The organism is Streptomyces sp. NBC_00442, assembly GCF_036014195.1.
Taxonomy (GTDB): domain Bacteria; phylum Actinomycetota; class Actinomycetes; order Streptomycetales; family Streptomycetaceae; genus Streptomyces.
On the sequence record NZ_CP107918.1, the window covers coordinates 5,385,332 to 5,406,766 of the forward strand.

Here is a 21,435-nt window from a genome sequence, read left to right on the forward strand (position 1 = left end):
GATCAGTAGTGATCCAAGGAGGAAGGGACGCGCGCGATTCCGTGGTTGATGGCGCGGTCGGTGTTGAGGAAGAGCGTGTTCGTGCCCCGCAGCGCCGCCTTCTCCGCTCCGAGCCGGTTCATGAGCGCCTGAACCTGCTCGCTCCAGGTGGTCTGTGCCTTCTTCAGAGCACCGGACGTCGCCCAGCCCTGCCCGTCATGGGGGCCGAACTCCTTGACCGCCGCCGCTGTCGCCTCGTCGGCGTGGCTGCCCGACTTCCGGGTGTCCGGTTCGAGATGGCCCTCGATGGTGTTCGCGGCGGACCTCTTCGCCTCTGGAGTGGAGGTGAAGTCGGGCTGCCCGGTGCCCGGGAAGAGGCCCGGCCCCGGGGTCTGGTGATCCAGGCTCAGGCCGGTTCCGCTGCTGTGTTCACCGGTCGTGGCCATTGTCGTGCTCCTGGTCTGGTGTTGGTTGCGCGGGACGTCCGCGGCGCGGGAAGGGTTCCTTTGCATCCTGGGCTCCGCACCGCGGCCCCGAGCGCGGCTTGAGGGCTTTCTGAGGTACGGAACCGGAAACTCTTGATCATGATATTAAGGACCGGAACGGGCCGCGGGCATCGGCCGCGGCCGACCGCGCCGAGGGCCCGCGGTACGTGAAACGTTCATGGAGATCTGCATACGAGAAGCCCCCGGTGCCTCGCACGGGATGTGCGGGTGGCGGGGGCTTCTCGGTGGGTCCCTGGGTTTACGAAGCCTTCACAGGGCGGACTGGAACGCCGAGGCGCTGGGGACGTTGACGGCGGTCGTCATGACGCGGCCGAGGGCGGCCGGTGCGTGGCCGGCGTGCTGGGCGGCGGCGCGAGCGGCGAGGGGGACGCGCCGGGCGGTCGCCGGGGCGGTGGTGGTGCGGGCGGCGGCGGAGATCAGGGTGTTCATGGTGGGCCTCTCGGCGAGATGCGTCGCCGCCCCCGCCTGATGAAGGCGGGGGCGGCGACGACGTTTACTGATCGGGGGAAGCGTAGCGGCGGGCGGGGGGTTCGGCGCGCGCGTGTAGGCGTGGCGTAAAGGTGGTCCCCGCAACGGGTTTCGGGCGCCGGGCCCCCGACCTGAGGCGATGGGTGCGGGCTCGGCCCGTGGCCGGTCCGGGCGGCCGCACAACCGTCGCGAAACTGTTGTCGGGGCCTACGGCCGCCCGGGGTACGGGTGCCGGTACGAAGAGGATGTCCGGCCCGCTGTGAGGTCGGCCCTACCTCGCGCCTCCCGGCCGGGGTTAGCATCCCGCGTGACCGAACAAGCCGAGCAGCCCGCCCAGACCCCCGTACCGCCGCGCGGCGCAGCCGGATCCGGGACAGGGCCCGACACCGCGCCGGGAGCCGGGCCGGGGGCCGGGGCCGCGGCCGGGCGGAGCCGGGGGCGGATATTCGCCGACCTCACCCCGTTCCGGATATCGGCGGACTACCGCAGGCTCTGGTTCGGGAACATGGTGTCGTGGGTCGGCAGCGGCATGACCGCGCTCGCGATCTCCCTCCAGGTCTACGACCTCACCGGCTCCAGCTTCTACGTCGGCCTGGTCGGCATCTTCACCCTCGTACCCCTGGTCGCGTTCGGGCTGTACGGGGGCGCCATCGCCGACACCGTGGACCGCCGCAAGCTCGGCCTCTACAGCGCGCTCGGATCCGCCGCGCTCTCCGCGGCGCTCTCGGCCGGGACGTTCGCCGGGGTCGCGAACGTGTGGTTCCTGTACGCCGTCATCGCACTCCAGTCGATCTGTCAGGCGCTGAACGGGCCGGCCCGCTCGGCGATGATCCCCAAGCTGCTGCCGCCCGAGCACCTGCCCGCGGCCAACGCCCTCAACTCCATGATCATGACGACCGGCACGCTCGTCGGCCCGATGCTGGGCGGGCTCGTCGTCGGCTTCGCCGGGTACAAGACGGCGTACCTGATCGACGCGATCACCTTCGCCGCCTCCCTGTACGCGATGTGGCGGCTGCCCGCGATGCTGCCGGAGCGGGCCGGCGGGGCGAAACGGCCCTCGGTCATGGAGGGCCTGCGGTTCCTGGCCACCCGGCCCAACCTGCGGATGACGTTCTTCAGCGACTTCTGCGCGATGATCCTGGCCCACCCCCGCGCCCTGTTCCCTGCCGTGGCCGTCCTCTGGTACGGCGGCGACGCCCGCACCACGGGGCTGCTCGTCGCCGCGCCCGCCATCGGCGCGCTCCTCGGCGGGGTGTTCTCCGGCTGGCAGGGACGCATCCACCGGCACGGGCTCGCGGTGTTGATCTCGGTCGGCGGGTGGGGCGCGGCCATCGCGGTGTTCGGCCTGACCCGGCACCTGTGGCTCGGCCTGTTCATGCTCGCGCTCGCCGGGTTCTCCGACACGGTGTCGATGGTGTTCCGCAACACGATGATGCAGGTCGCGGCGCCGGACGACATGCGGGGCCGGCTCCAGGGCGTCTTCATCGTCGTGGTCGCCGGCGGGCCGAGGCTCGGCGACTTCCTCGCGGGCACGGTGGCCGACCTGACGTCGCCGGGTGTCATGGTGGTGGGGGGTGGGCTGGCCTGTGTCCTCGCGGTGACGGTACTTGGCCTGAGCCGGCGGGGGTTTGCGCGTTACGACGCGCGGAATCCGGTCCCGTAGCGGGTCCGGGTCCCCCCCCGTACGGCTCGGCGGGGCCGCGGCTCCCTGGGGCTCCGCCCCGGACCCCGTACGCGCGTCTTCCCACCCACCCGCCCGTGCGGCAAGTCGGAAGGGTGCGGCTCCCTGGGGCTCCGCCCCGGACCCCGTATCGCGCCTGAAGGGCGCTCGTCCTCGATCTCCCCCAAGGCCTCAAGGGCCAGGGGCCCCATGAGGGGCTGAGGATGCCCATGCTGCCCGGCACCGAGTAGTTGAGGGGCGCGGGGAACTGCGCGAGACGCGGGCACGGTCTGCACACGAAGGCGGGTTTTTAGGGGCGCGGGGAACTGCGCGACCAGCTGTCCACGGTCCGCGGACGAAGGCGGGGTCAGGGGCGCGGGGTGCGAGCGCCCCGCCCGCAGCGCCCGCACCGCGCCCGGCCGGGCTACGCTCCCAACACCCCCCGCGCCACTCCCAGCTCCACCAAGTCCTGGGGACGCAACCGCAGTTGGGACGCCGTTCGCCGCACCTCCGACTCGTCCCGTTTCAAGATCGCCGCCGCCAGTTCCGGGGCGATCACCGAGAAGTAGCTGTCCGCCGTCACCCACGTGCGGTCGGGGGACGTCAGGGCGAGCGCGCCGCCCGAGCCGCCCTCGCCGATGACCAGCGTGGTCACCGGGACGCGCGCGGAGGCCACCGCCGCGAATGCCTCCGCGATCGCCGCGCCCTGCCCGGCACGTTCCGCCGCCGCGTCGTTCGCCGCGCCCGGGGTGTCCACGAGGGTCAGGACCGGGATGCCCAGGCGGTCGGCGAGGCGGATGACGCGCGCCGCGGTGCGGTAGCCGGCCGGGCGGGTCGCGGTGCCGGTCTGCGCCGCGTACGCGTAACTCGCCCCCCGGTGCAGGCCGAAGCCGCACAGCGTCCCGGGATCCACGCCCCCGCACCGGTCGCCCAGCAGCGCCTGGCGGTGCGGGAAGTACGCGTCCAGGTAGGCCTCCGCGCGCGGCCGCCCCGCCGCGCGGGCCCGGGTCACCGCCTCCCAGCCGTCCGCCGGGAGCCCCGACTCCCCGAACGGGTCCGGGGGCGGCGCCGGCCGGGACCCGCCGGTGCCCAGCAGCGTCAGCCAGCCCGCGAGGACACCCCGGAGGTTCTCCTTCCGTACGATCGCGTCGATCTGGCCCGCCGCCAGCTGACCCTCCGCCCGGTAGGCCGCCGGGTCCGCGTCCGCCGGGCGGACCCGGGAGCCCGCGAAACCGATCTGGGCGCCCGGCAGGGCGAGGACCACATCGGCGCCCGCGCCGAGCGTGGCCCAGCCGCCGCCCGTAGTCGGGTCGCGCAACACCGCGATCTGCGGCAGTCCCGCCGTCGTGAGCAGCGCCGACTGCCGTGCCACGCGCTGGAGTTGGGTCAGCGCGAGCATGCCTTCCTGCATGCGGCTGCCGCCGGTCGCGATCAGCGAGACGAGAGGAAGACGGCGCTCGCGTGCCGTCTCGTACGCCAGCTCCAGGCGGTCGCCCGTCCGCTGCCCGAGCGAGCCCCCGAGAAAGCCGAACTCGAAGGACAGCAGCACGCACGGCCGCCCCTCGACCGAGGCCACTCCGCAGACCACCGACTCCGTCTCGCCGGTACGCTCCGTGGCCCGTGCGCGCGAGGTGCCGTAGCCCGTCCAGGAGAGGGGGCCGTCGTCCGTGAAGTCCCTTTCGGGTGCGGCCAGTTCCTCGAACTCCCCTGCCACCAGGGCGATCGCCGCCCGCGCAGGGATCCGCTGGGACGTGTCAGACATGCAGGGCTCGCTTCATGATCTTGCCCATGTCGTTGCGGGGCAGTTCGGACAGGTAGCGCACCACGCGCGGGCGCTTGTGCGGGGCCAGCTGGGCGGCCACGAAGTCGCTCAACTCCGATGCCGGGGGAGGGGATTGGGGGTCGCGCGGCACCACCCATGCCACGATCCGCTCGCCCAGGTCCTCGTCCGGTTCGCCCGTCACCGCGGCCTCGCGGACACCGGGGTGGTCGAGCAGTACGTTCTCGATCTCACCCGCGCCGATCTTGTAACCGCCGCTCTTGATGAGGTCGGTGGCCCTGCGGCCGACGATCCGTACCTGACCGTCCGCGTCCACGCCCGCCATGTCTCCGGTGCGGAACCAGCCGTCGTCGGTGAACGCCGCGGCGGTCGCCTCCGGGCGGTTCAGATAGCCGCTGAACAGGTTCGGCCCGCGCACCTGGATCTCGCCGATCCCGTCGGCCTCGTCGGCGAGGCGCAGGCCCACGCCGGGGAGCGGGGCGCCGACCGTGCCGGGGCGGGCCCCGCCGTCCGCGCGCTCGGCGCACAGCATCAGCGTCTCGGTCATGCCGTACCGTTCGATCACGGCCCGGCCCGTGGCCCGCGTGATGCGCCGGTGGTCGGGCGCCGGCAGCGCCGCGGAGCCGGACACCAGGAGCCGCGCACCCGCCAGCGCCTTCGTCAACTCCCGGTCCTCGTCAACGGCTTCGGCGATCCGGTGGTACATCGTCGGCACCCCGAACAGCATGGTCGCGCCCGTCGACAGCTCACGCGTGACGCCCTCCACGGAGAAGCGGCCGAGGTGGCGCACCGAGCCGCCGCGGCGCAGCGGGCCGAGGACGCCCAGGATCAGCCCGTGGACGTGGAACAGCGGAAGCCCGTGCACCAGGACGTCGTCCGCGGTCCATGCCCAGGCCTCCTGGAGTGCGTCGAGGGTCGCCGCGATCGCCCGGCGGGGCAGCACCGCACCCTTCGGCGGGCCGGTGGTCCCCGAGGTGTAGACGATCAGCGCGGGCGACTCGTCGCCGGCCTCGGCGGGCAGCCCGGCCACCGAACCGGTCAGCGGTACGTCGATGCGGGTCACGCCGGCGAGCGCGGGCGGAAGGGCGTCGTCGGGCGAGGTGAGCACCGCCGTCGGCGCGCTGTCGCCGACGATGTGGGCCAGCTCCCGCTCGCCGGTCCTCGGGTTCAGCGGCACCACGGGCACGCCCGCGACGAGGGCCGCCACCACGCCCACCACGGTCCGCGGGGTCGGCGTCGCCCAGACCGCGACCCGCCCGGCGCCCTTGAGGCGGGTGGCCAACGAGCCCGCCGCGCCGGCCAGTTCGGCGTACGTCAACGCGTACCCGCCGAAGCGGACGGCCTCCCGGGGCTCGGCGGCGTACAGGGAAGGAAAGAGAGGGGACACGTACGGGACTCCTCGGCGTCGACGGCGGGGCGGCGCCCGAACCGTGCCGGCCCCGGGTCGTCGACCCTGCGCGGCGCCGTCCGGACGCATGATCCGCATCCTGCCGCACCCGCACCCGCACCCGTGTCCCCCTGGAGCCCGCCCGAAGCGTGAGCACCGTCACGGGTGATCACTCCAGCGGGGCCTGCCAGGTCAGGGTCGTGCCGCGGATGCCGTCGTCGCGCATGCCGTTGTCGACGACGGTGAGCCGGACCGCGGGCCGCCCGTCCGGCAGTTCGGCGCCCGCGTCGACGACGACGCGCACCGAGGAGGCCCCGGCCCGGCGGTGCGCCGCGGCCAGCGCGCCGCGCAGGGCCGCGACCAGCTGGGTGTCCACGGGCTCGCCGACCAGCGCGTCGACCGCGCCGTCGAACCGCACCGAGGGCCGGAAGCCGAGCAGCGCGGCCGCGCCCGCCGTCTCGCGCAGGACCCGGCCGCGCAGCGTCGTCGGGGCGTCGGCGGGCGGCTGCTGGAGGGCGAAGATCGCGGTGCGTACCTCCTGAATGGTGGAGTCGAGTTCGTCGACGGCCCGGGTGAGCAGCTCGTCCGTGTCGTCGACCGCGGCCTTCTCGGCGCGGCGCCGGGTCGACTCCAGCATCATCTCGGTGGCGAAAAGGCGCTGGACCACCAGGTCGTGGAGGTCGCGGGCGATCCGGTCGCGGTCCTCGTAGACCGCGAGCTGCTCGCGGTTGTGCTGGGCGTCGGCCAGGACGAGGGCGAGGGCGGCCTGCGAGGCGAACTGGGAGGCGAGCAGCCGGTCCACCGCCGTGTACGGGCGGGCGCCGCGCCGGCGGGGCAGCGCGAGCGTGCCGATGAGCTTGCCGCCGCTCTGGAGGGGCAGCATCATGCTCGGCCCGAACCGGGTGCGTACGTGGGTGGTCATCCGGGGGTCGGTCGCCGAGTCCTCCAGGAACACCGGTTCCCCGCCCAGGAGTTGGACCAGGACCGGCGAGCCGGGCTCGATCGTCGTGCCGATGATGTCGTCGGGGTCGTCCGGCGCGGACGCGGCGACGATCTCCATGCCGCCGGCCGCGGTGGGCTGGAGCACGACCCCGGCCGCGGCGTCGGCGAGCAGTCGCGCCCGCTCGGCCACCGTCATCAGGGCGTTCGCGGCGCTGTCGCCGGTGAGCAGGGAGGTGGTGACGGCGGCCGCGCCGTCGATCCAGCGCTCCCGCAGCCGTACGGTCTCGTACAGCCGGGCGTTGCCGACGGCGATGCCGGCCTGCGCGGCGAGGACCCGCAGCAGCGCCAGGTCGTCCTCGGTGAAGGGTCCGCCGCGCTTCTCGGTGAGGTAGAGGTTGCCGAACACCTGGGTGTGCACGCGGATCGGGACGCCGAGGAACGAGCGCATCGGCGGGTGGCCCGGCGGCAGGCCGGCCGAGCGGGGGTCGTCGAGCAGGTCGTCCAGGCGCAGCGGCTGGGGGTCCTGGACGAGGGCGCCGAGCAACCCCGTACGCCCGTCGGGGAGTGGGCCGATCCGCTCGCGCTCGGCGTCGGAGAGGCCGGAGGTGAACAGCTCGGTGAGGCGCCCGCGCTCGGGATCGATCACGCCGAGCGCCCCGTACCGCGCCTGGGTCAGCTCGGTCGCGGTGTCCACGATGTGCTGGAGGGTGGTGCGCAGTTCGAGGTCGGTCCCGACGCTGAGCACGGCCTGGAGCAGCATCGGCAGCCGGGGCGCCGCGCTGTCCGGTTCCCGGTCGGGGGTGGGCGGTCCGGGGGCGTGGGGTCCCTCGGATGCCGGGCGGGCCGGTGGCGGTGGCGGTTCGGGGGTGTGCGGGGCCGGGGGCTTCGTGCGCGTCCGGGCCGTCGGCCGGGGGTCGTGCCGTTCCTCGGTCGGCGTGCGGGCCGGGCCCGCGGGGCCGGGGTTCTCCGGGCCCGCGGGGCCCGTGCCGCCCCGGCTCTCCGCTTCACTCATCCTTCGAGGATCCCTCACCGCCGCCGTACGGCCCCGGCGGCGCGGCTGTCGTGCCGCTCACTCGGACATCGGGCTGAGGACCATCGGCTGGATCTTGCCTTCCAGCATCGCGCCGAGGCCCTGGATGGCGCACACGTCGGGGCGTTCCGCGATGTGCACCGGCACGCCCGTGGAGTCGCGCAGCATCTGGTCGAGGCCGGGGAGCAGCGCGCTGCCGCCGACCATCATGATGCCGCGCTCGGCCAGGTCGGCGACCAGGTCGGGCGGGCACTCGCGGAGCACCTTGCCGATGCCGTCGAGGACCGCGGTGAGCGGGGTGTGGATCGCGTTGCGCACGGCGGCGGTGTCGACCTGCACCGAGCGGGCGAGGCCGGTTGCCACGTCGCGGCCGTGGATCTCGGTGGACGCGGGGCCCTGCGGGGTGAGGCCGTTGCCGCGCAGGGCCAGTTGCAGCGGGCGTACGGACTGGCTCGGCAGCATCAACTCGTGCTGGTGGCGCAGGTGTTGGATGACCGCGTGGTCGATGGCCTCGCCGCCGACCGGGATGCGTACGGCCGTGACGATGGCACCGAGGGAGAGCACGGCGATCTGTGTGGTGGCGGCGCCACACACCATGATCATGGTGGCGGTGGGCTGCTCCACGGGGAGCCCGCACCCCACGGCCGCCGCGATCAGGGTGTCGACGAGCTCGACCCGGCGGGCGCCGAGCCCCACCAGGGTCTCCATCGCGGCGCGCTGGGCGAGCGGGTCGCTGTCGTGCGGGGTGCAGGCGGCGGCGCGCAGCCTCGGCTTGCGGCGCAGTTGGCGGCGCAGCTTCTCGCCGAGCAGATGGCGCAGCATGCGCTGGGCCATCTCGATGTCGACGACCGTGCCGCCGGACACCGGGCGGGCCACCCGGATGTAGTCGGGGGTACGGCCGGTCATCTGCTCGGCGAACGTGCCGACCGCGATGAGCGCACCGGTGCGCGTGTTGACGGCGGCCACGCTCGGCTCGTCCACGACGAGCCCCGCTCCCTTGATGTAGACCCGGGTCCTGGCGGCTCCGAGGTCTACGGCTACATGGCAACGGCGCAACTGCTCAAGACTGACGGTCACGGCAGATCCTCCCGAGAGCGGTACGTGTTTCGCTTCCTGCGACCGGTACGTAGTTCGCATCATGTGGCCGCTCGAAGACCGGCGCGCGCTGGGATGCGCCGGTCGGGGAGGACGGGCTGACGGGCAGCCAGAAAGCGGAAGCGGGCAGGGGGAGGCGCCGTGCCGCCAGAAGCCGGAAGCGGGAAGCCGGAAGCGGGCAGGGGCACGCCGGGCCGCCGGAGCGCGGAACCCGGATCGGGCCGGCTCGTTACGGCAGGAGCCGTTGCAGCAGCCCCCAGGTGAACTCCGCAACGCGCGCCCGGCCGTCCGGCGGGGTGACCTCCAGCTGCCAGCGGGTCGGCGCCGAGCCCTCCATCGGGCGGGCCGGAGGAAAGGCCCGCGCCGCCTCGTCCACCGTGCACGACCAGGGCCGCAGGTCGGCCACCCCGCGCAGCTCGGGGCCCGGTATGCCGGGGGCCCTGATCAGCCACTCGTTCCACACCGCGCCCCCGGGCCCCGCCAGCACCTCGAACCGCAGCCGTGGCCAGAGCGGCACCGGCCACAGCTGTGCCTCGCACTCCAGGTCACCGATCCTGCGCGGCACGACCGCCTCGGGCGGCCCGAGCACCGAGCGGTAGCGGGACAGCGCTCCGCGGGAGCGGGAGGAGCGGAGCATTCCCTGCCAGCGTTTGTTGGCCTCGCGCATGTCCGCGATCGAGGCGCCCAGCTCGTGGCGCGCGTCCTCGACGAGGCCCGGCTGGTGATCGGCCATCCGCCGCAGCAGCACGAGTTGGAACTCCAGCGGGCCGAACGGACGCGTCACGGTTTCCGTCATGACGTCCATCCTGCCCGGCCCCACTGACAACGCCCCGGTCCATGGCGATTCGTCACGCGGCCGCGCCCGGGACGGCGTCCTTCCGCACAAGATCCACACATCTCCGGCCCCTTTTGTTGCCCGGCCGCCGCATAGCCTCCCGGAGCCATGGATTACTGCCACTCCTGCCGACGGCACCTCAACGGCGCCCTGGCCTGCGCCGGCTGCGGAACCCCGGCGCAAGAGCTGGCGCCCGCACCCGAGGACGAGCTCCTCGTGTATGCCGGCGCGCCGTCCCGCGGCGGAGCGGAGGTGCTCGCGCCCTCCGGCCATCGCCGTGCCGCCCGCAAAGGGCGGCGGGCCCGCCGCAAGCGGGGAAAGGTGGTCCTCTTCGGATCGGCCGGTCTGGTCCTGGTGGCCGGGGCCGTGGGATTCGTCCAGATGGCGATGGAGCCGCCGGTCAACGACCGCGCCTCGTCCGTGCACGAGGACGAGACGATCTCCGACCCCCAGCCGCTTCCCTCCGGTCCGTCCGGCGGCGCGGTGACGGCACCGTCCAGACCCACCGCCGAGCCGGTGGCCTCGCGGGGACGCGGCTCCGGTGCGGGTACCGGGGCGCCGGGTGGAGCGGGTGCGCCGCGGCCCGCCAGTCCCTCGCCGAAGGGGACGGTCTCCGGGCCCGCCGCCCCCCGGCCCTCCTCGTCCGAGCCCACGTCCTCCGCCTCGCCGGGGGCGTCCGATATGCCCGGTCCCGGCGAGTCCGTGCCCCCGTCGCCGTCGGCTTCGGCTCCGGCGCCTCCTCCGCCTGCGCCCTCGCCCACGCCCAGCAAGACGTGTCACCGCATCTTGTGGTGGTGCGCGTGACCTCGTGGTGCGCCTGATCCCCGCGCCTCTTCGAGGAGTCCGCGGTCAGGTTGAGGACGCCCGCCGTCGGGCGTTCCGCGTCACGTGCCCAGCATCCTCTTCAGCAGGTCCCGCAGCACCCGACGCTCCTGAGGCGACAGCTCCGCCAGCGGCTCCCTCGCGAAGTTCAGCGATTCGCGCAGGTGGACGGCGACGCCGTGGCCTTCCGCGGTGGGGGCGGCGAGTTTGACCCGGCGGTCGGCCGGGTCGGGGCGGCGTTCCACCAGGCCGCGGGCTTCGAGGCGGTCGACGATGCCCGTGATGTTCGACGGCTCGCACTTCAGTTTCTGGGCGATCTGCCGCATGGGCATCGGTTCGTGGGAGAGCAGACCGAGCACCCGGGCCTGGGCTCCGGTGAGGGAGTGCTCGGCGGCGGCCCGCTCGTACTCCTCGTAGTAGCGGCTGACGATCGTGCCGATCAGCTCGACGACTTCGAGGCTCAGGGGATCCGTTCGGGGGGCCATGCCCTCAGCCTACCGACTTACTTGACAATCTCAAATATGTGGGAGCATGGTTCTTTCAGTGCCTGAAGTATTTGGGCGGCGGCACGCGGCCGTTCGGTCGCACCGCGGCCGTGCGCCGCGTGTCGCGTGCCCGGAGCGGAGGTACTGATGTGCCCGACGTACCGCATACCGATCAGTTTTTGCTTCGCAGGAGGACGCACCCCATGGCCACCTCACCCGCACTGCCCGCCACCAGCCGCGCCTGGCACCTCGTCGCCCGTCCGAACGGCTGGCCCGTGCCGTCCGACTTCGCGCTGCGGGAGACCCCCGTCGCCGAGCCGGCTCCCGGCCACATCCTGGTCCGCAACATCGCCATGTCGGTCGACCCGTACATGCGCGGCCGGATGAACGACACGAAGTCCTACGTCGCGCCGTTCGAGCTGGAGCAGCCCATGCAGGGCGGGGCGGTCGGCGAGGTCATCGCCTCCCGCGACGACAGGTTCGCGGTCGGCGACCACGTCCTGCACCCCCTCGGCTGGCGCGAGTACGCCGACCTGGACGCCGCGCACGCCACCAAGGTGGACGCCGGGATCGCCCCGCTCTCCGCCTACCTCGGCGTCCTGGGCATGCCCGGCCTCACCGCGTACGCGGGCCTGCTCGACGTGGCCTCCTTCAAGGAGGGCGACGCCGTGTTCGTCTCCGGCGCGGCCGGCGCCGTCGGCAGCCAGGTCGGCCAGATCGCCCGGCTCAAGGGCGCCTCCCGGGTCATCGGCTCCGCCGGTTCCGACGAGAAGGTCAAGTGGCTCGTGGAGGAGCTCGGCTTCGACGCCGCCTTCAACTACAAGAAGGGCCCGGTCCTGGAGCAACTGCGCGCGGCCGCCCCGGACGGCATCGACGTCTACTTCGACAACGTCGGCGGCGAGCACCTGGAAGCCGCCATCTCGACGCTCAACGTCCACGGCCGCGCCACGCTCTGCGGTGCGATCGCGGGCTACAACGACACCGAGCCCACCCCGGGCCCGCGCAACATGCTGATGATCATCGGCAAGCGGCTTCAGCTCAAGGGCGTCCTGGTCGGCGACCACTACGGCATGCAGCAGCAGTTCGTCGGCGAGGTCGCGGGCTGGCTGGCCTCCGGCGAGCTCAAGTACAACGAGACCGTCGTCGAGGGCATCGAGAACGGCGTCGACGCCTTCCTCGGCATGCTGCGCGGCGAGAACACCGGAAAGATGGTCGTCTCGCTCGGCAAGTGACCCCCTGGGGAGTGTGCGCCGCGCGCGACGGGTACGCGGCCGGGGTACGCGGGAGCGAGTGAGGCACCGGGACCCCACCGAGTGAGCCACCGCACACTCCGCCTCACGGTTTCCGCGATCCGATAAGGTTTTTCCACATCCCGGCGGCCGTGAGGCGCGAGCGGCCGCGTACCCAGGAGGAGCACCCCAGCATGTCCATTCAGAAGTCCGAGGTTCTCTACACCGCCGTCGCCACCGCCGAGAACGGCCGTGACGGCCGCGTCTCCACCGACGACGGCCAGCTGGACGTCGTGGTCAACCCCCCGAAGGAGATGGGCGGCAACGGCGCGGGCACCAACCCCGAGCAGCTCTTCGCCGCCGGTTACAGCGCCTGCTTCCAGGGCGCCCTCGGCGTCGTCGCGCGCAACGAGAAGGCCGACATCTCCGGCTCGACCGTCACCGCGCACGTCGGCATCGGCAAGAACGACGACGGTTTCGGCATCTACGTCGAGATCACCGCGACCATTCCGAACGTGGACCGCGCCACCGCCCAGGACCTCATCGAGAAGGCCCACCAGGTCTGCCCGTACTCCAAGGCGACCCGCGGCAACATCACGGTGAACCTCGCCGTCGCGTAACCCGCATCCGACGAAGGACCGCGCCCCGACAGGCGCGGTCCTTCGTCATGATGGCCCACATGACATTTCCCGAAACGGCCCCGTACGACCACGGCATGCTCGACACCGGTGACGGAAACCGCGTCTACTGGGAGGTCTGCGGGAACCCCGAGGGCAAGCCCGCGGTCGTGGTGCACGGCGGCCCGGGGTCCGGCGCGACACCGTTCTGGCGCCGCTACTTCGACCCCGCCCGCTACCGGGTCGTCCTCTTCGACCAGCGCGGCTGCGGCCGCTCCACGCCGACGGCCGGCGACGCCTCGACCGGCCTCGCCACCAACACCACGCACCATCTGATCGCCGACATGGAGCGCCTGCGTGCGCACCTGTCCCTCGACAAGTGGCTCGTTTTCGGCGGCTCCTGGGGCGCCACGCTCGGCATGGCGTACGCACAGGCGCACCCGGAGCGGGTCAGCGAGGTCGTCCTCGTCTCGGTCACGACGACCAGCCGCGCCGAAGTGGAATGGGTCACCGAGGGCGTCGGGGTCCACTTTCCCGAGGCATGGGCCGCCTACCGGGACGCCGGGCGGCCCCGGGAGGGGGAGCGCGTGGTCGACGCGTACGCCCGGCTGCTCGCCGACCCCGATCCCGCGGTGCGCGAGAGGGCCGCGTACGACTGGTGCCGCTGGGAGGAGACCCACGTACGGCCGCCGGGGGCCCGGCTCCCGGACGACTTCGGTGACTCGCGGTACGCCGACCCGGACGTCCGCATGACCATCGCCCGCCTAGTCACTCTTCCCCAAGCTCTCAATGAGCAGGGGAGACCCCAATGTGGCGCCACGCCGCATGGCTCGAAGAAGGTCAACTAGTCGCGGGAGCGGCCGAGTTGACGGGCATACCCGGCGTGCTGATCACCGGGGCGCAGGACGTGAGCTCGCCGCCCGACCCGGCCCGCGCGCTCGCGGCGCGCTGGCCGGGGTGCGAGCTCCGGGTGATCGACGACGCGCGCCACGGTTTCGGCCACCCGGAGGTGAGCGCCGCGGCCCAGGCCGCGCTCGACCGGTTCGCCCGCGCCTGAGCGGGCGGTGCGGGTGCGAGCGGTGCGGGTGCGGTCCGTGCGGTCCGTGCGGTGCGGTGCGGTCCGTGCGGGCGGCGCGTGACGTCCGGGCGGCGCGTGACGTCCGACGCTCCGGATTCCCTCTCCGGCCGGCCGGATAGGGTCGCAGGCATGCGTGACATAGGGGCGGGCTTCGGATATCTGGTCAAGGGGCAGCGGTGGGCCGCCGGGCACGGCAGGTCGCTCGGCATCGGACTGCTGCCCGGCCTCATCACCCTCGTCCTGTACGCGGGCGCGCTGATCGGGCTCGCCTACGGCGCGGACGACGTCGCGGGCTGGGCCACCCCGTTCGCCGACGGCTGGTCCTCGCCCTGGCTCGGCCTGTTCCGCGGGTTCCTCACGGTGCTGGTCTTCGCGCTCGGCCTGTTCCTCGCGGTGATCTCCTTCACCGCGGTGACCCTGCTCGTCGGGCAGCCCTTCTACGAGAAGCTCTCCGCCGACGTGGACCGCGCCGAGAGCGGCGGCGCGGCCCCCGAGTCGGGCCTCCCGCTCTGGCGCGAGCTGTGGATCTCCGCGCGTGACTCCCTGCGCGTCCTGGTGAGGGTCGCGTTCTACGGCATCGTGCTCTTCGGGCTCGGCTTCGTCCCGGTGATCGGGCAGAGCGTGATCCCGGCGATCGGGTTCTGCGTCACGGGCTTCTTCCTCGCCGAGGAACTCACCGCGGTCGCCCTCCAGCGCCGCGGCATGGAACTGCGGCCCCGCCTCGCCCTGTTGCGCTCGCGCCGCCTGCTGGTCCTGGGCTTCGGTGTGCCTCTCGCCCTCGCCTTCGTCGTCCCGCTGGTCGCGGTCTTCCTGATGCCGGGAGCGGTGGCGGGCGCGACCTTGATGGTGCGCGACCTGCTCGGCGAGTCGGACGGCTCCGGCGAGGACGGCTCCGACGCGAACCGCTCCGACGCGGACGGCTCGGCGGCGGACGCGGAAGTGGGTGCGGCCGGCGCGGCCCCGGCCCCCTTCCGGGCTCCCTAGCGCCCGTCCCCCCGGCCGGCCCTAGCGAGCCGCCCCCGCCGCCACGGCCACGATCGCCCGCATCTGGGCCACGATGTCGAGACGGTTGCGTACGAACTGGGGATCGCTCACCGTGCCCGTCCTCGGGTCGGTGTTGTCCGGGCCGAACTCCAGGACCGGCGTGTGCACATGGCCGCCCGGGATGCGCAGGCCGAGGCGGTCGCGGAGCAGGGTGGCCCGGTAGGCGATCTCGTTGGAGAGGTAGTCGCCGCCGCCCCCGGCCCGCGCCGCCGAGCCGGGCGTCGGCCCGTCGGGCCGGTCGACCGGGGTCGTCGTGCCGGCCGGGATCTCGGTGACGTCGGTGTGGTCGTACACCGGGAAGCGGCCCGTGTCCGCGGCCACGATGTCCTGGTACGGCAGCGTCGTACGGGTCCACTGGGGCTGGGTGGCCGGGTCGTGCACGGGGACGGGGCCGGTGCTCGACGCGTCGGCGTTGTCCGGGAAACCGCCCCGCCAGGCCCCGTTGAACCGCTCGACGTCGATCCGCCCCACACGGCCCTGGCTCACCGTGGTGAACAGGTCCACCTTCGGAAGCACCGGGGTGAGTGCCCGCTCGACCGCCCCGTCCGCGAAGTCCTGCCAGCGCACCGGGAAGGTCATGGTCTCGATCCGGGCGCGCTGCCCGTCGGCGGTGCGGATCCAGGTGCCGTCCAGGGCGAGCGCGGTCGCGCCCGAGGGGTTGCTGATGCGGATGTCGCTGTCCAGCGTGAACGGGTCGAAGCCGGTCAGCAGGATCCGCCGGTAGCCCCTGCCCGCGGGATAGCCGAGGGTGGTCTGGCCGCGCGAGGTCTGTTCGACGCGGTCGATCAGGGCCGTCCGCTGCGTCCGGGTCAGGTCGAACTCCGCTGTCCAGAGCCTGAGTTCACGGGTCAGGCCGAGCCGGGCCCAGTACAGCGGGCGGTCGTCGTCGCGGCTCAGGTCGCCGCCGGCCGGGCCCCGGCCCTGCACCCGGTCGACCGCCCGTCGCCACAGCCGCGTGCCCTCGCGTTCGACGAGCCGCTGGGCCGCGTCGTAGGACCGCACGCCGTGCAGGGCACGGGCGAACTCCGGTGTCACATCGGCGAATCCGCTGCGCGCGAGGATCTCCTTCGGCACCGCCCCGTCGAGGCGCCGCTCCTCGACCGTGGCCGTCCGCGGCGCCGTCGCCTGCCCCGGGGCCGCCTGCGCCGGGGTCGCCCGCGCCGGGGCCGGGCCGAGCAGGGCGCAGAACGTCAGCGCCGCCAGGGCCGGGCCGAACCGTGCCACCCGTACACGTCGTCGCACCGTGGATCCTTCCGTCGGGGTCGGGTGGCGCCCAGTATTGGCAAGGAACTCCCCTGTGGATAGGGGGACTTATGAGCCGTCGGGACCGTGGAGCAGCGTCACGAAGTCGTGGAAGGCGCCCGCCATGTCCACCGATTCGGGGTCCAGGAGCCATTGGTACTGCAGGCCGTCCATCACCGCGGCGAGCAGCGGCGCGGCACGCTCCGGGGTGAGGCCGCCGGGCAGCAGGTCGCCGAATTCGGCCCGCAGCACCGCCGTCATCTCCTCGCGCACCTGGGTGTAGCGGCGGGTGAAGAAGGGGCGGGCCGGATGGCCGTCGGTCACCGACTCGCCGAGCAGCGCCGAGAACGTCTGGACGATGCCGGGCCGCATGGCGTTGTACTCGACGAGGGCCGCGAGCAGTTCGAGGCGCCAGCCGTCGGGGGAGGCCCGCCGCCCTCCGGTGTCCCACTGGTCACGCTCGTCGAGGACGGCCACGAGCAGCGCCTCCTTGGTGGGGAAGTAGTGGAGCAGGCCCTGCTGGGTGAGGCCGACTCGCTCGGCCACCGCGCCGAGCGAGGCGCCCCGGTAGCCGCGCTCAGCGATCACCTCGAGGGCGGCGCGCAGGATCTCCGCGCGCCGTTCCTCGCTTCTGGTGCTCCTGGTCCTCGCCATGTCTGCCCCCGCTTCGTGCCGGCCCTTCGATGGTCCGAGAGGACCGTACGGCATCCTATTATCACGGTAAGGTAACTAACCCTACCGTTCTACAGGTGAACCGGTCACCATGGGCCCATCAGCGGACTTCTCCGAGGAGGTACGGCCGTGGCTGGCGCATCAGTTTCCACCCCCGACTACACCGAGGCCGTCGAGGCGGCTCTGGGCAAACTCGACCTGGAGGCCAAGACCCGGCTCCTCGCCGGGCAGGACATGTGGTCCCTGCCCGCGCTCCCCGAGATCGGGCTGAAATCCCTGGTCATGTCCGACGGGCCGATCGGAGTGCGCGGCGTCCGCTGGACCGCCGACGACCCCTCGATCGCCCTGCCCTCGCCCACCGCGCTCGCCGCCACCTGGGACCCGGAGCTCGCCCGCGGGGCCGGCACCGTGCTCGCGCAGGAGGCCCGCCGCAAGGGCGTCCACGTGCTGCTCGCGCCGACGGTCAACCTGCACCGCACCCCGCTCGGCGGCCGGCACTTCGAGTGCTACTCCGAGGACCCGTGCCTCACCGGGGAGATCGCCTCCGGCTACGTCAACGGCGTCCAGGGCGGCGGCGTCGGCACCACCGTCAAGCACTTCGTCGCCAACGACGCCGAGACCGACCGCTTCACCGTCGACAACGTCATCGCCCCCCGCCCGCTGCGCGAGCTCTACCTCGCCCCCTTCGAGACGATCGTCGAAAACGCCCACCCCTGGGGCATCATGTCGGCCTACAACCAGGTCAACGGCACCACGATGACCGAACACGGCCACCTGCAGAACGACGTCCTGCGCGGCGAGTGGGGCTTCGACGGGTTCATCGTCTCCGACTGGATGGCCGCCCGCTCCACCGTCGGCGACATCCTCGGCGGTCTCGACGTCGCGATGCCCGGCCCGGCGACCGTGTACGGCGACGCGCTCGCCGCGGCCGTCCGCGGGGGCGACGTCGACGAGGCGGTCGTCGACGACGCGGTGCGCAACGTGCTGCGGCTCGCCGCGCGCGTCGGCATCCTCGACGGCGTCGAGCCCGCCGTCACCGACCTTCCCGCCGCCCTCGACGGCCAGGCCCTGGCCCGCGAGGTCGCGCGCCGCGCCTTCGTCCTCGTACGCAACGAACACGACACCCTGCCCATCGACCCGGCGCGCGAGCGCACGGTGGCGCTCATCGGCGCCGCCGCCCGCGATGCCCGCGTCCTGGGCGGCGGCTCGGCCACCGTCTTCCCCGAGCGCGTCGTCTCCCCGCTCGACGGCCTCACCGCCGCCCTGCCCGAGGGCGCCCTCACCTACACCGTCGGCGCCGACCCCAGTGACGAACTCGCCCCGGCCGACCAGGGTTTCGAGCTGCGCGCCGTGTGCCGCGACGCCGAGGGGAACGTCCTCGGCACCGGCTCGCTGCCCACCGGCCAGGTCCAGTGGATCGGCGACGACCTGCCCGCCGGGGTCACCCACGAGAACCTGCACTCCATCGAGGTCACCGGCACCTTCACCCCCCGCGAGAGCGGCGAGCACACCTTCGGTACCCGGGGCATCGGCGCGTTCGCCCTCACCGTCGACGGCCGCGCCCTGTGGGAGGGCACCCAGCAACTGAGGGAGGGCGCCGACCCGTTCGAGGCGTTCTTCGGCGCCCCCGCCGAACGCGGCCGCACCCACCTCACCGCGGGCGAGCCCGTCGAGGTGTCGCTGCTGCACACCGTGCACCGGATGCCCGGCGCCGCGCTCACCGCCGTGATGTTCTCGCTCACCCACCTCGGCCCGCAGCGCGACGCGGACGAACTCATCGCCGAGGCGGTCGAGTCGGCGCGCTCCGCCGACCTCGCCGTGGTGGTGGTCGCCACCACCGACCGCGTCGAGTCCGAGGGCTTCGACCGGCGCGACCTGCGCCTGCCCGGCCGCCAGGACGACCTGGTGCGGGCCGTCGCCGCCGCCAACCCGCGCACCGTCGTGATCGTCAACTCCGGCTCGCCGGTGGAGCTTCCGTGGCGCGAGGACGTCGCGGCGGTACTGCTCAGCTGGTTCCCCGGGCAGGAGGGCGGCGCCGCGCTCGCCGACGTGCTGCTCGGCCACGCCGAGCCCGGCGGGCGCCTGCCCACCACCTGGCCGGCCCGCCTCGCCGACGCCCCCGTCACCGAGGTGCACCCTGTGGACGGCCGGCTTCCCTACGAGGAAGGCCTGTTCATCGGCTACCGGGCGTACGACCGGGACGCGGTGAAGCCCGCGTACTCCTTCGGACACGGGCTCGGATACACGACCTGGGAGTACGAGTCCCTCGAAGTGACCCCCGCGCTCGCCACGGTCCGCATCCGCAACACGGGTGCGCGGGCCGGGCGCGAGACCGTCCAGATCTATCTGGCCCCGGTCGCCGACGCGGTCGAGCGGCCTCGACGCTGGCTCGCCGGGTTCGCCTCCGTGGAGGGTGCGCCGGGCGAATCGGTCGAGGTCGAAATCCCGCTGCGCGGGCGGGCGTTCGAGATCTGGGACGAGTCGGCGGGCTCCTTCCGCTTCGTCCCCGGACAGTACGAGGTGCGGGCGTGTCACTCGCTGGTGGACGCGCGGCTGGGGGCGACGCTGGAGGTGTAGCCCTCGGAGGGTGGGGGGCGGGCGCATTTGGAGGCACCCGCGCCCCCAACCCCGCTGTCGTGTGCGGACCGTGCCCACGTCCCGCGCGGTTCCTCGCGCCCCTTACGTGGCTCGGTGGAGGCATGGTCAGCCCGTCCGGAGTTCGAGGACGAGCGCCCTTCAGGCGCGATACGGGGTCCGGGGCGGAGCCCCAGGGGGCTCAGGGGGTGGGGGCCGTGACCCTGTCGTAGGCGATCTTCGCCAGGTGGGCCTGGCCGTCCTTGCTGGGGTGGAACCAGTCCCACGGGCTGAGCTGGGTGCCGGTGAAGGCGTAGGAGAAGACCGCACCGCCGTCGTACCGACAGGCCCGGTCCTTCGCGCAGACGTCCCTGAGCACCTCGTTGTACGCCACCACCCGCTCGTACACCTCACCCCGCCGCGTGGACGCCGCCGCACCCAGATCGTCCGCGTCGGCCAGCATCGACTGGCAGATGCCGAGCTTCCAGATCTGCTTGCCCAGCGGGCTGCCCCGGCCGGTCGACCACAGCCGCTTGAGGTCGGGCACACTCGCCACGTACACCTGGGACGTGGGGGAGGCCGCGCGCAGCGTGTGCAGCGCCTGCTCGAACTGGGTGCGGAAGGACGCCACCGGGGTCATCGCCGTCACATCGTCGCGGCAGGCGTCGTTGGCTCCCGTCATCACCGTGACGAGCCCCGGGTGCTCGGCCGCCGCCAGGCCCATCTGGGCCGGCAGATCGGACATGCGCGCGCCGGTCTTCGCGTAGTTCCAGCTGCGGGTGGGCGCCGCCGGGCCCAGCAGACGCACCGCGAGCGAGTCGACGCTGGCGTCGCTGCCGGTGGCCCAGGACACCTCCGGGCAGTCGGCCAGGACCGTACAGGCGTCGAAGCCCCGGGTTATCGAATCGCCCACCGCCGCCAGCGAGGCGGGGCTGCGGTTCCAGGCCGGCGAGGGGCTCGGCGAGGGCTTCTTCGAGGCGGACGGCCGTGCCGGGGAGTGGCCGCCGCCCGAGGAGCAGCCGGCGCTCAGGGCGAGGGCGCCCGCCGCGAGCACGGCGGCCGTGACGCGAACACGTCGGCTACGGCGGCTGTCCGGCATCCAGGGTCCCTCTCCGTGCGGCGGTCGTCGGTTTTCGCGGCGTCCTCGCGGGTGAAAGCTTGGTGTCCGAAGGCGCTCCGACCGACAGTACGACACCCTTGGCGGGGCTCCGCGCGATAGCTTTGGCCCGTCCAGCCAGAAGGACCGCGCCAGACGGCTCCGGTAAATTACATCACGTCACATACTGTCCCTTTTCAGGAGATTCGCTCCCGATGCTGTTTACTGTTGAACCCAGGGGCAGAATGTCAGGTGCTGTCCTGACCGGGAACGGCAGGGGCGCGAGGCCGCTGGGGAAGGCGAACCTCGAACCGCACTGGAGGTCCCGGTGACGACACGTGGAGTTCTCTACGTCCACTCCGCCCCGCGCGCGCTGTGCCCGCACGTCGAATGGGCCGTGGCCGGCGTCCTGGGGGTGCGCGTCCAGCTCGACTGGATCCGCCAGCCCGCATCGCCCGGCACCTGGAGAGCCGAGTTCTCCTGGCGGGGCGAACCCGGCACGGCCTCCAAGCTCGCCTCCGCGCTGCGCGGCTGGCACCTGCTGCGCTTCGAGGTCACGGCCGAGCCCTGCGCCACCGCCGAGGGCGAGCGCTACAGCGCCACGCCCGACCTCGGCATCTTCCACGCCGTGACCGGCATGCACGGCGACATCCTGATCCCGGAGGACCGGCTGCGGGCCGCCCTCGCCCGCTCCGTGCAGGGCGAGACCGACCTGGAGGCCGAGATCGCCAAGCTGCTCGGCAAGCCCTGGGACGACGAGCTGGAGCCCTTCCGCTACGCGGGAGAGGGCGCCCCGGTGCGCTGGCTGCACCAGGTCGTCTGATCACCCGGACACACCCCGCGTATGCGAAAGGGCCCCACCGGACGGTGGGGCCCTTTTCGTCGGGTACGGAG

The 21,435-nt window shown here is 73.2% G+C and carries 18 protein-coding genes and 1 pseudogene; 8 read left to right on the forward strand and 11 right to left on the reverse strand.

The window, feature by feature from the left end; translation table 11 throughout:
• Positions 1-2: 2 nt before the first annotated feature.
• Together OG432_RS23970 and OG432_RS23975 are read right to left on the reverse strand one after the other, a co-directional pair.
• The gene (locus OG432_RS23970) at positions 3-425 is read right to left on the reverse strand and encodes a hypothetical protein (protein ID WP_328313007.1); all 423 of its coding nucleotides are present in this window, start codon (positions 423-425) and stop codon (positions 3-5) included.
• A gap of 309 nt (positions 426-734) precedes the next feature.
• Positions 735-914, reverse strand: coding sequence for a hypothetical protein (locus tag OG432_RS23975; RefSeq protein ID WP_328313008.1), 180 nt, complete (start codon positions 912-914; stop codon positions 735-737).
• 481 nt (positions 915-1,395) lie between these two features.
• Between OG432_RS23975 and OG432_RS23980 the strand changes: the two genes are divergently transcribed.
• The gene (locus OG432_RS23980; protein ID WP_328315222.1) at positions 1,396-2,616 is read left to right on the forward strand and encodes an MFS transporter; all 1,221 of its coding nucleotides are present in this window, start codon (positions 1,396-1,398) and stop codon (positions 2,614-2,616) included.
• A gap of 421 nt (positions 2,617-3,037) precedes the next feature.
• On the opposite strand, the gene OG432_RS23985 is transcribed toward OG432_RS23980, so the two are convergent.
• From OG432_RS23985 to OG432_RS24005, 5 genes are all read right to left on the reverse strand, one after another.
• Positions 3,038-4,375, reverse strand: a complete 1,338-nt coding sequence (locus OG432_RS23985) for a carboxyl transferase domain-containing protein (protein WP_328313009.1) — start codon at positions 4,373-4,375, stop codon at positions 3,038-3,040.
• Positions 4,368-5,780, reverse strand: coding sequence for an acyl-CoA synthetase (locus tag OG432_RS23990; RefSeq protein WP_328313010.1), 1,413 nt, complete (start codon positions 5,778-5,780; stop codon positions 4,368-4,370). Before OG432_RS23990 ends, OG432_RS23985 begins: the two co-directional genes overlap by 8 nt.
• Before the next feature lie 169 nt (positions 5,781-5,949).
• Positions 5,950-7,482 carry a sensor histidine kinase gene (locus tag OG432_RS23995; protein ID WP_328315223.1) on the reverse strand — a complete coding sequence of 511 codons (1,533 nt, stop codon included), beginning with the start codon at positions 7,480-7,482 and terminating at the stop codon, positions 5,950-5,952.
• A 309-nt stretch (positions 7,483-7,791) separates the two neighbouring features.
• Positions 7,792-8,829, reverse strand: coding sequence for a rod shape-determining protein (locus tag OG432_RS24000; RefSeq protein ID WP_328313011.1), 1,038 nt, complete (start codon positions 8,827-8,829; stop codon positions 7,792-7,794).
• 247 nt (positions 8,830-9,076) lie between these two features.
• A complete protein-coding gene (locus OG432_RS24005; RefSeq protein ID WP_328313012.1) occupies positions 9,077-9,643 on the reverse strand; it encodes a hypothetical protein in 567 nt (188 codons plus the stop codon).
• 147 nt (positions 9,644-9,790) lie between these two features.
• Between OG432_RS24005 and OG432_RS24010 the strand changes: the two genes are divergently transcribed.
• Complete coding sequence (locus OG432_RS24010; RefSeq protein ID WP_328313013.1) at positions 9,791-10,486, forward strand: SCO2400 family protein; 696 nt, start codon at positions 9,791-9,793, stop codon at positions 10,484-10,486.
• 80 nt (positions 10,487-10,566) lie between these two features.
• Here the strand turns inward: OG432_RS24010 and OG432_RS24015 are convergent, their stop codons facing one another.
• Positions 10,567-10,989 carry a MarR family winged helix-turn-helix transcriptional regulator gene (locus tag OG432_RS24015; protein WP_328313014.1) on the reverse strand — a complete coding sequence of 141 codons (423 nt, stop codon included), beginning with the start codon at positions 10,987-10,989 and terminating at the stop codon, positions 10,567-10,569.
• Between the two features lie 203 nt (positions 10,990-11,192).
• Here OG432_RS24015 and OG432_RS24020 point away from each other — a divergent pair, with 203 nt between their 5' ends.
• From OG432_RS24020 to OG432_RS24040, 4 genes and pseudogenes are all read left to right on the forward strand, one after another.
• Positions 11,193-12,221: an NADP-dependent oxidoreductase gene (locus OG432_RS24020; RefSeq protein WP_328313015.1), complete on the forward strand. Its 1,029-nt coding sequence runs from the start codon at positions 11,193-11,195 to the stop codon at positions 12,219-12,221.
• Positions 12,222-12,412: 191 nt separating this feature from the next.
• Positions 12,413-12,838 carry an organic hydroperoxide resistance protein gene (locus OG432_RS24025; RefSeq protein ID WP_100576701.1) on the forward strand — a complete coding sequence of 142 codons (426 nt, stop codon included), beginning with the start codon at positions 12,413-12,415 and terminating at the stop codon, positions 12,836-12,838.
• Positions 12,839-12,888: 50 nt separating this feature from the next.
• Positions 12,889-13,892, forward strand: a pseudogene (locus OG432_RS24030) (alpha/beta fold hydrolase).
• A gap of 150 nt (positions 13,893-14,042) precedes the next feature.
• The gene (locus OG432_RS24040) at positions 14,043-14,897 is read left to right on the forward strand and encodes an EI24 domain-containing protein (protein WP_328313018.1); all 855 of its coding nucleotides are present in this window, start codon (positions 14,043-14,045) and stop codon (positions 14,895-14,897) included.
• Between the two features lie 21 nt (positions 14,898-14,918).
• On the opposite strand, the gene OG432_RS24045 is transcribed toward OG432_RS24040, so the two are convergent.
• Positions 14,919-16,199 (reverse strand): pyroglutamyl peptidase, encoded by a 1,281-nt coding sequence (locus OG432_RS24045; RefSeq protein ID WP_443058442.1) that lies wholly within the window; start codon positions 16,197-16,199, stop codon positions 14,919-14,921.
• A 69-nt stretch (positions 16,200-16,268) separates the two neighbouring features.
• Positions 16,269-16,853, reverse strand: coding sequence for a TetR/AcrR family transcriptional regulator (locus tag OG432_RS24050; RefSeq protein WP_328313019.1), 585 nt, complete (start codon positions 16,851-16,853; stop codon positions 16,269-16,271).
• Positions 16,854-17,000: 147 nt separating this feature from the next.
• Here OG432_RS24050 and OG432_RS24055 point away from each other — a divergent pair, with 147 nt between their 5' ends.
• On the forward strand, positions 17,001-19,448 hold the full coding sequence (locus OG432_RS24055; RefSeq protein ID WP_328313020.1) for a glycoside hydrolase family 3 protein: 2,448 nt from the start codon (positions 17,001-17,003) through the stop codon (positions 19,446-19,448).
• 199 nt (positions 19,449-19,647) lie between these two features.
• Here the strand turns inward: OG432_RS24055 and OG432_RS24060 are convergent, their stop codons facing one another.
• Positions 19,648-20,544 (reverse strand): SGNH/GDSL hydrolase family protein, encoded by an 897-nt coding sequence (locus tag OG432_RS24060; RefSeq protein ID WP_328313021.1) that lies wholly within the window; start codon positions 20,542-20,544, stop codon positions 19,648-19,650.
• Between the two features lie 325 nt (positions 20,545-20,869).
• Here OG432_RS24060 and OG432_RS24065 point away from each other — a divergent pair, with 325 nt between their 5' ends.
• Entirely contained in the window at positions 20,870-21,364 is a 495-nt protein-coding gene (locus OG432_RS24065; RefSeq protein ID WP_267053406.1) for a DUF3145 domain-containing protein, read from the forward strand.
• The last annotated feature ends 71 nt before the right edge of the window (positions 21,365-21,435 follow it).

Coding starts and splice junctions, on each gene's coding strand:
- OG432_RS24010 (WP_328313013.1), top strand. CDS start 9,791: ATGGATTACTGCCACTCCTGCCGACGGCACCTCAACGGCGCCCTGGCC.
- OG432_RS24060 (WP_328313021.1), bottom strand. CDS start 20,544: ATGCCGGACAGCCGCCGTAGCCGACGTGTTCGCGTCACGGCCGCCGTG.
- OG432_RS24015 (WP_328313014.1), bottom strand. CDS start 10,989: ATGGCCCCCCGAACGGATCCCCTGAGCCTCGAAGTCGTCGAGCTGATC.
- OG432_RS24005 (WP_328313012.1), bottom strand. CDS start 9,643: ATGACGGAAACCGTGACGCGTCCGTTCGGCCCGCTGGAGTTCCAACTC.
- OG432_RS23995 (WP_328315223.1), bottom strand. CDS start 7,482: ATGCTGCTCCAGGCCGTGCTCAGCGTCGGGACCGACCTCGAACTGCGC.
- OG432_RS23985 (WP_328313009.1), bottom strand. CDS start 4,375: ATGTCTGACACGTCCCAGCGGATCCCTGCGCGGGCGGCGATCGCCCTG.
- OG432_RS24050 (WP_328313019.1), bottom strand. CDS start 16,853: ATGGCGAGGACCAGGAGCACCAGAAGCGAGGAACGGCGCGCGGAGATC.
- OG432_RS24040 (WP_328313018.1), top strand. CDS start 14,043: ATGCGTGACATAGGGGCGGGCTTCGGATATCTGGTCAAGGGGCAGCGG.
- OG432_RS24025 (WP_100576701.1), top strand. CDS start 12,413: ATGTCCATTCAGAAGTCCGAGGTTCTCTACACCGCCGTCGCCACCGCC.
- OG432_RS23975 (WP_328313008.1), bottom strand. CDS start 914: ATGAACACCCTGATCTCCGCCGCCGCCCGCACCACCACCGCCCCGGCG.
- OG432_RS23970 (WP_328313007.1), bottom strand. CDS start 425: ATGGCCACGACCGGTGAACACAGCAGCGGAACCGGCCTGAGCCTGGAT.
- OG432_RS24020 (WP_328313015.1), top strand. CDS start 11,193: ATGGCCACCTCACCCGCACTGCCCGCCACCAGCCGCGCCTGGCACCTC.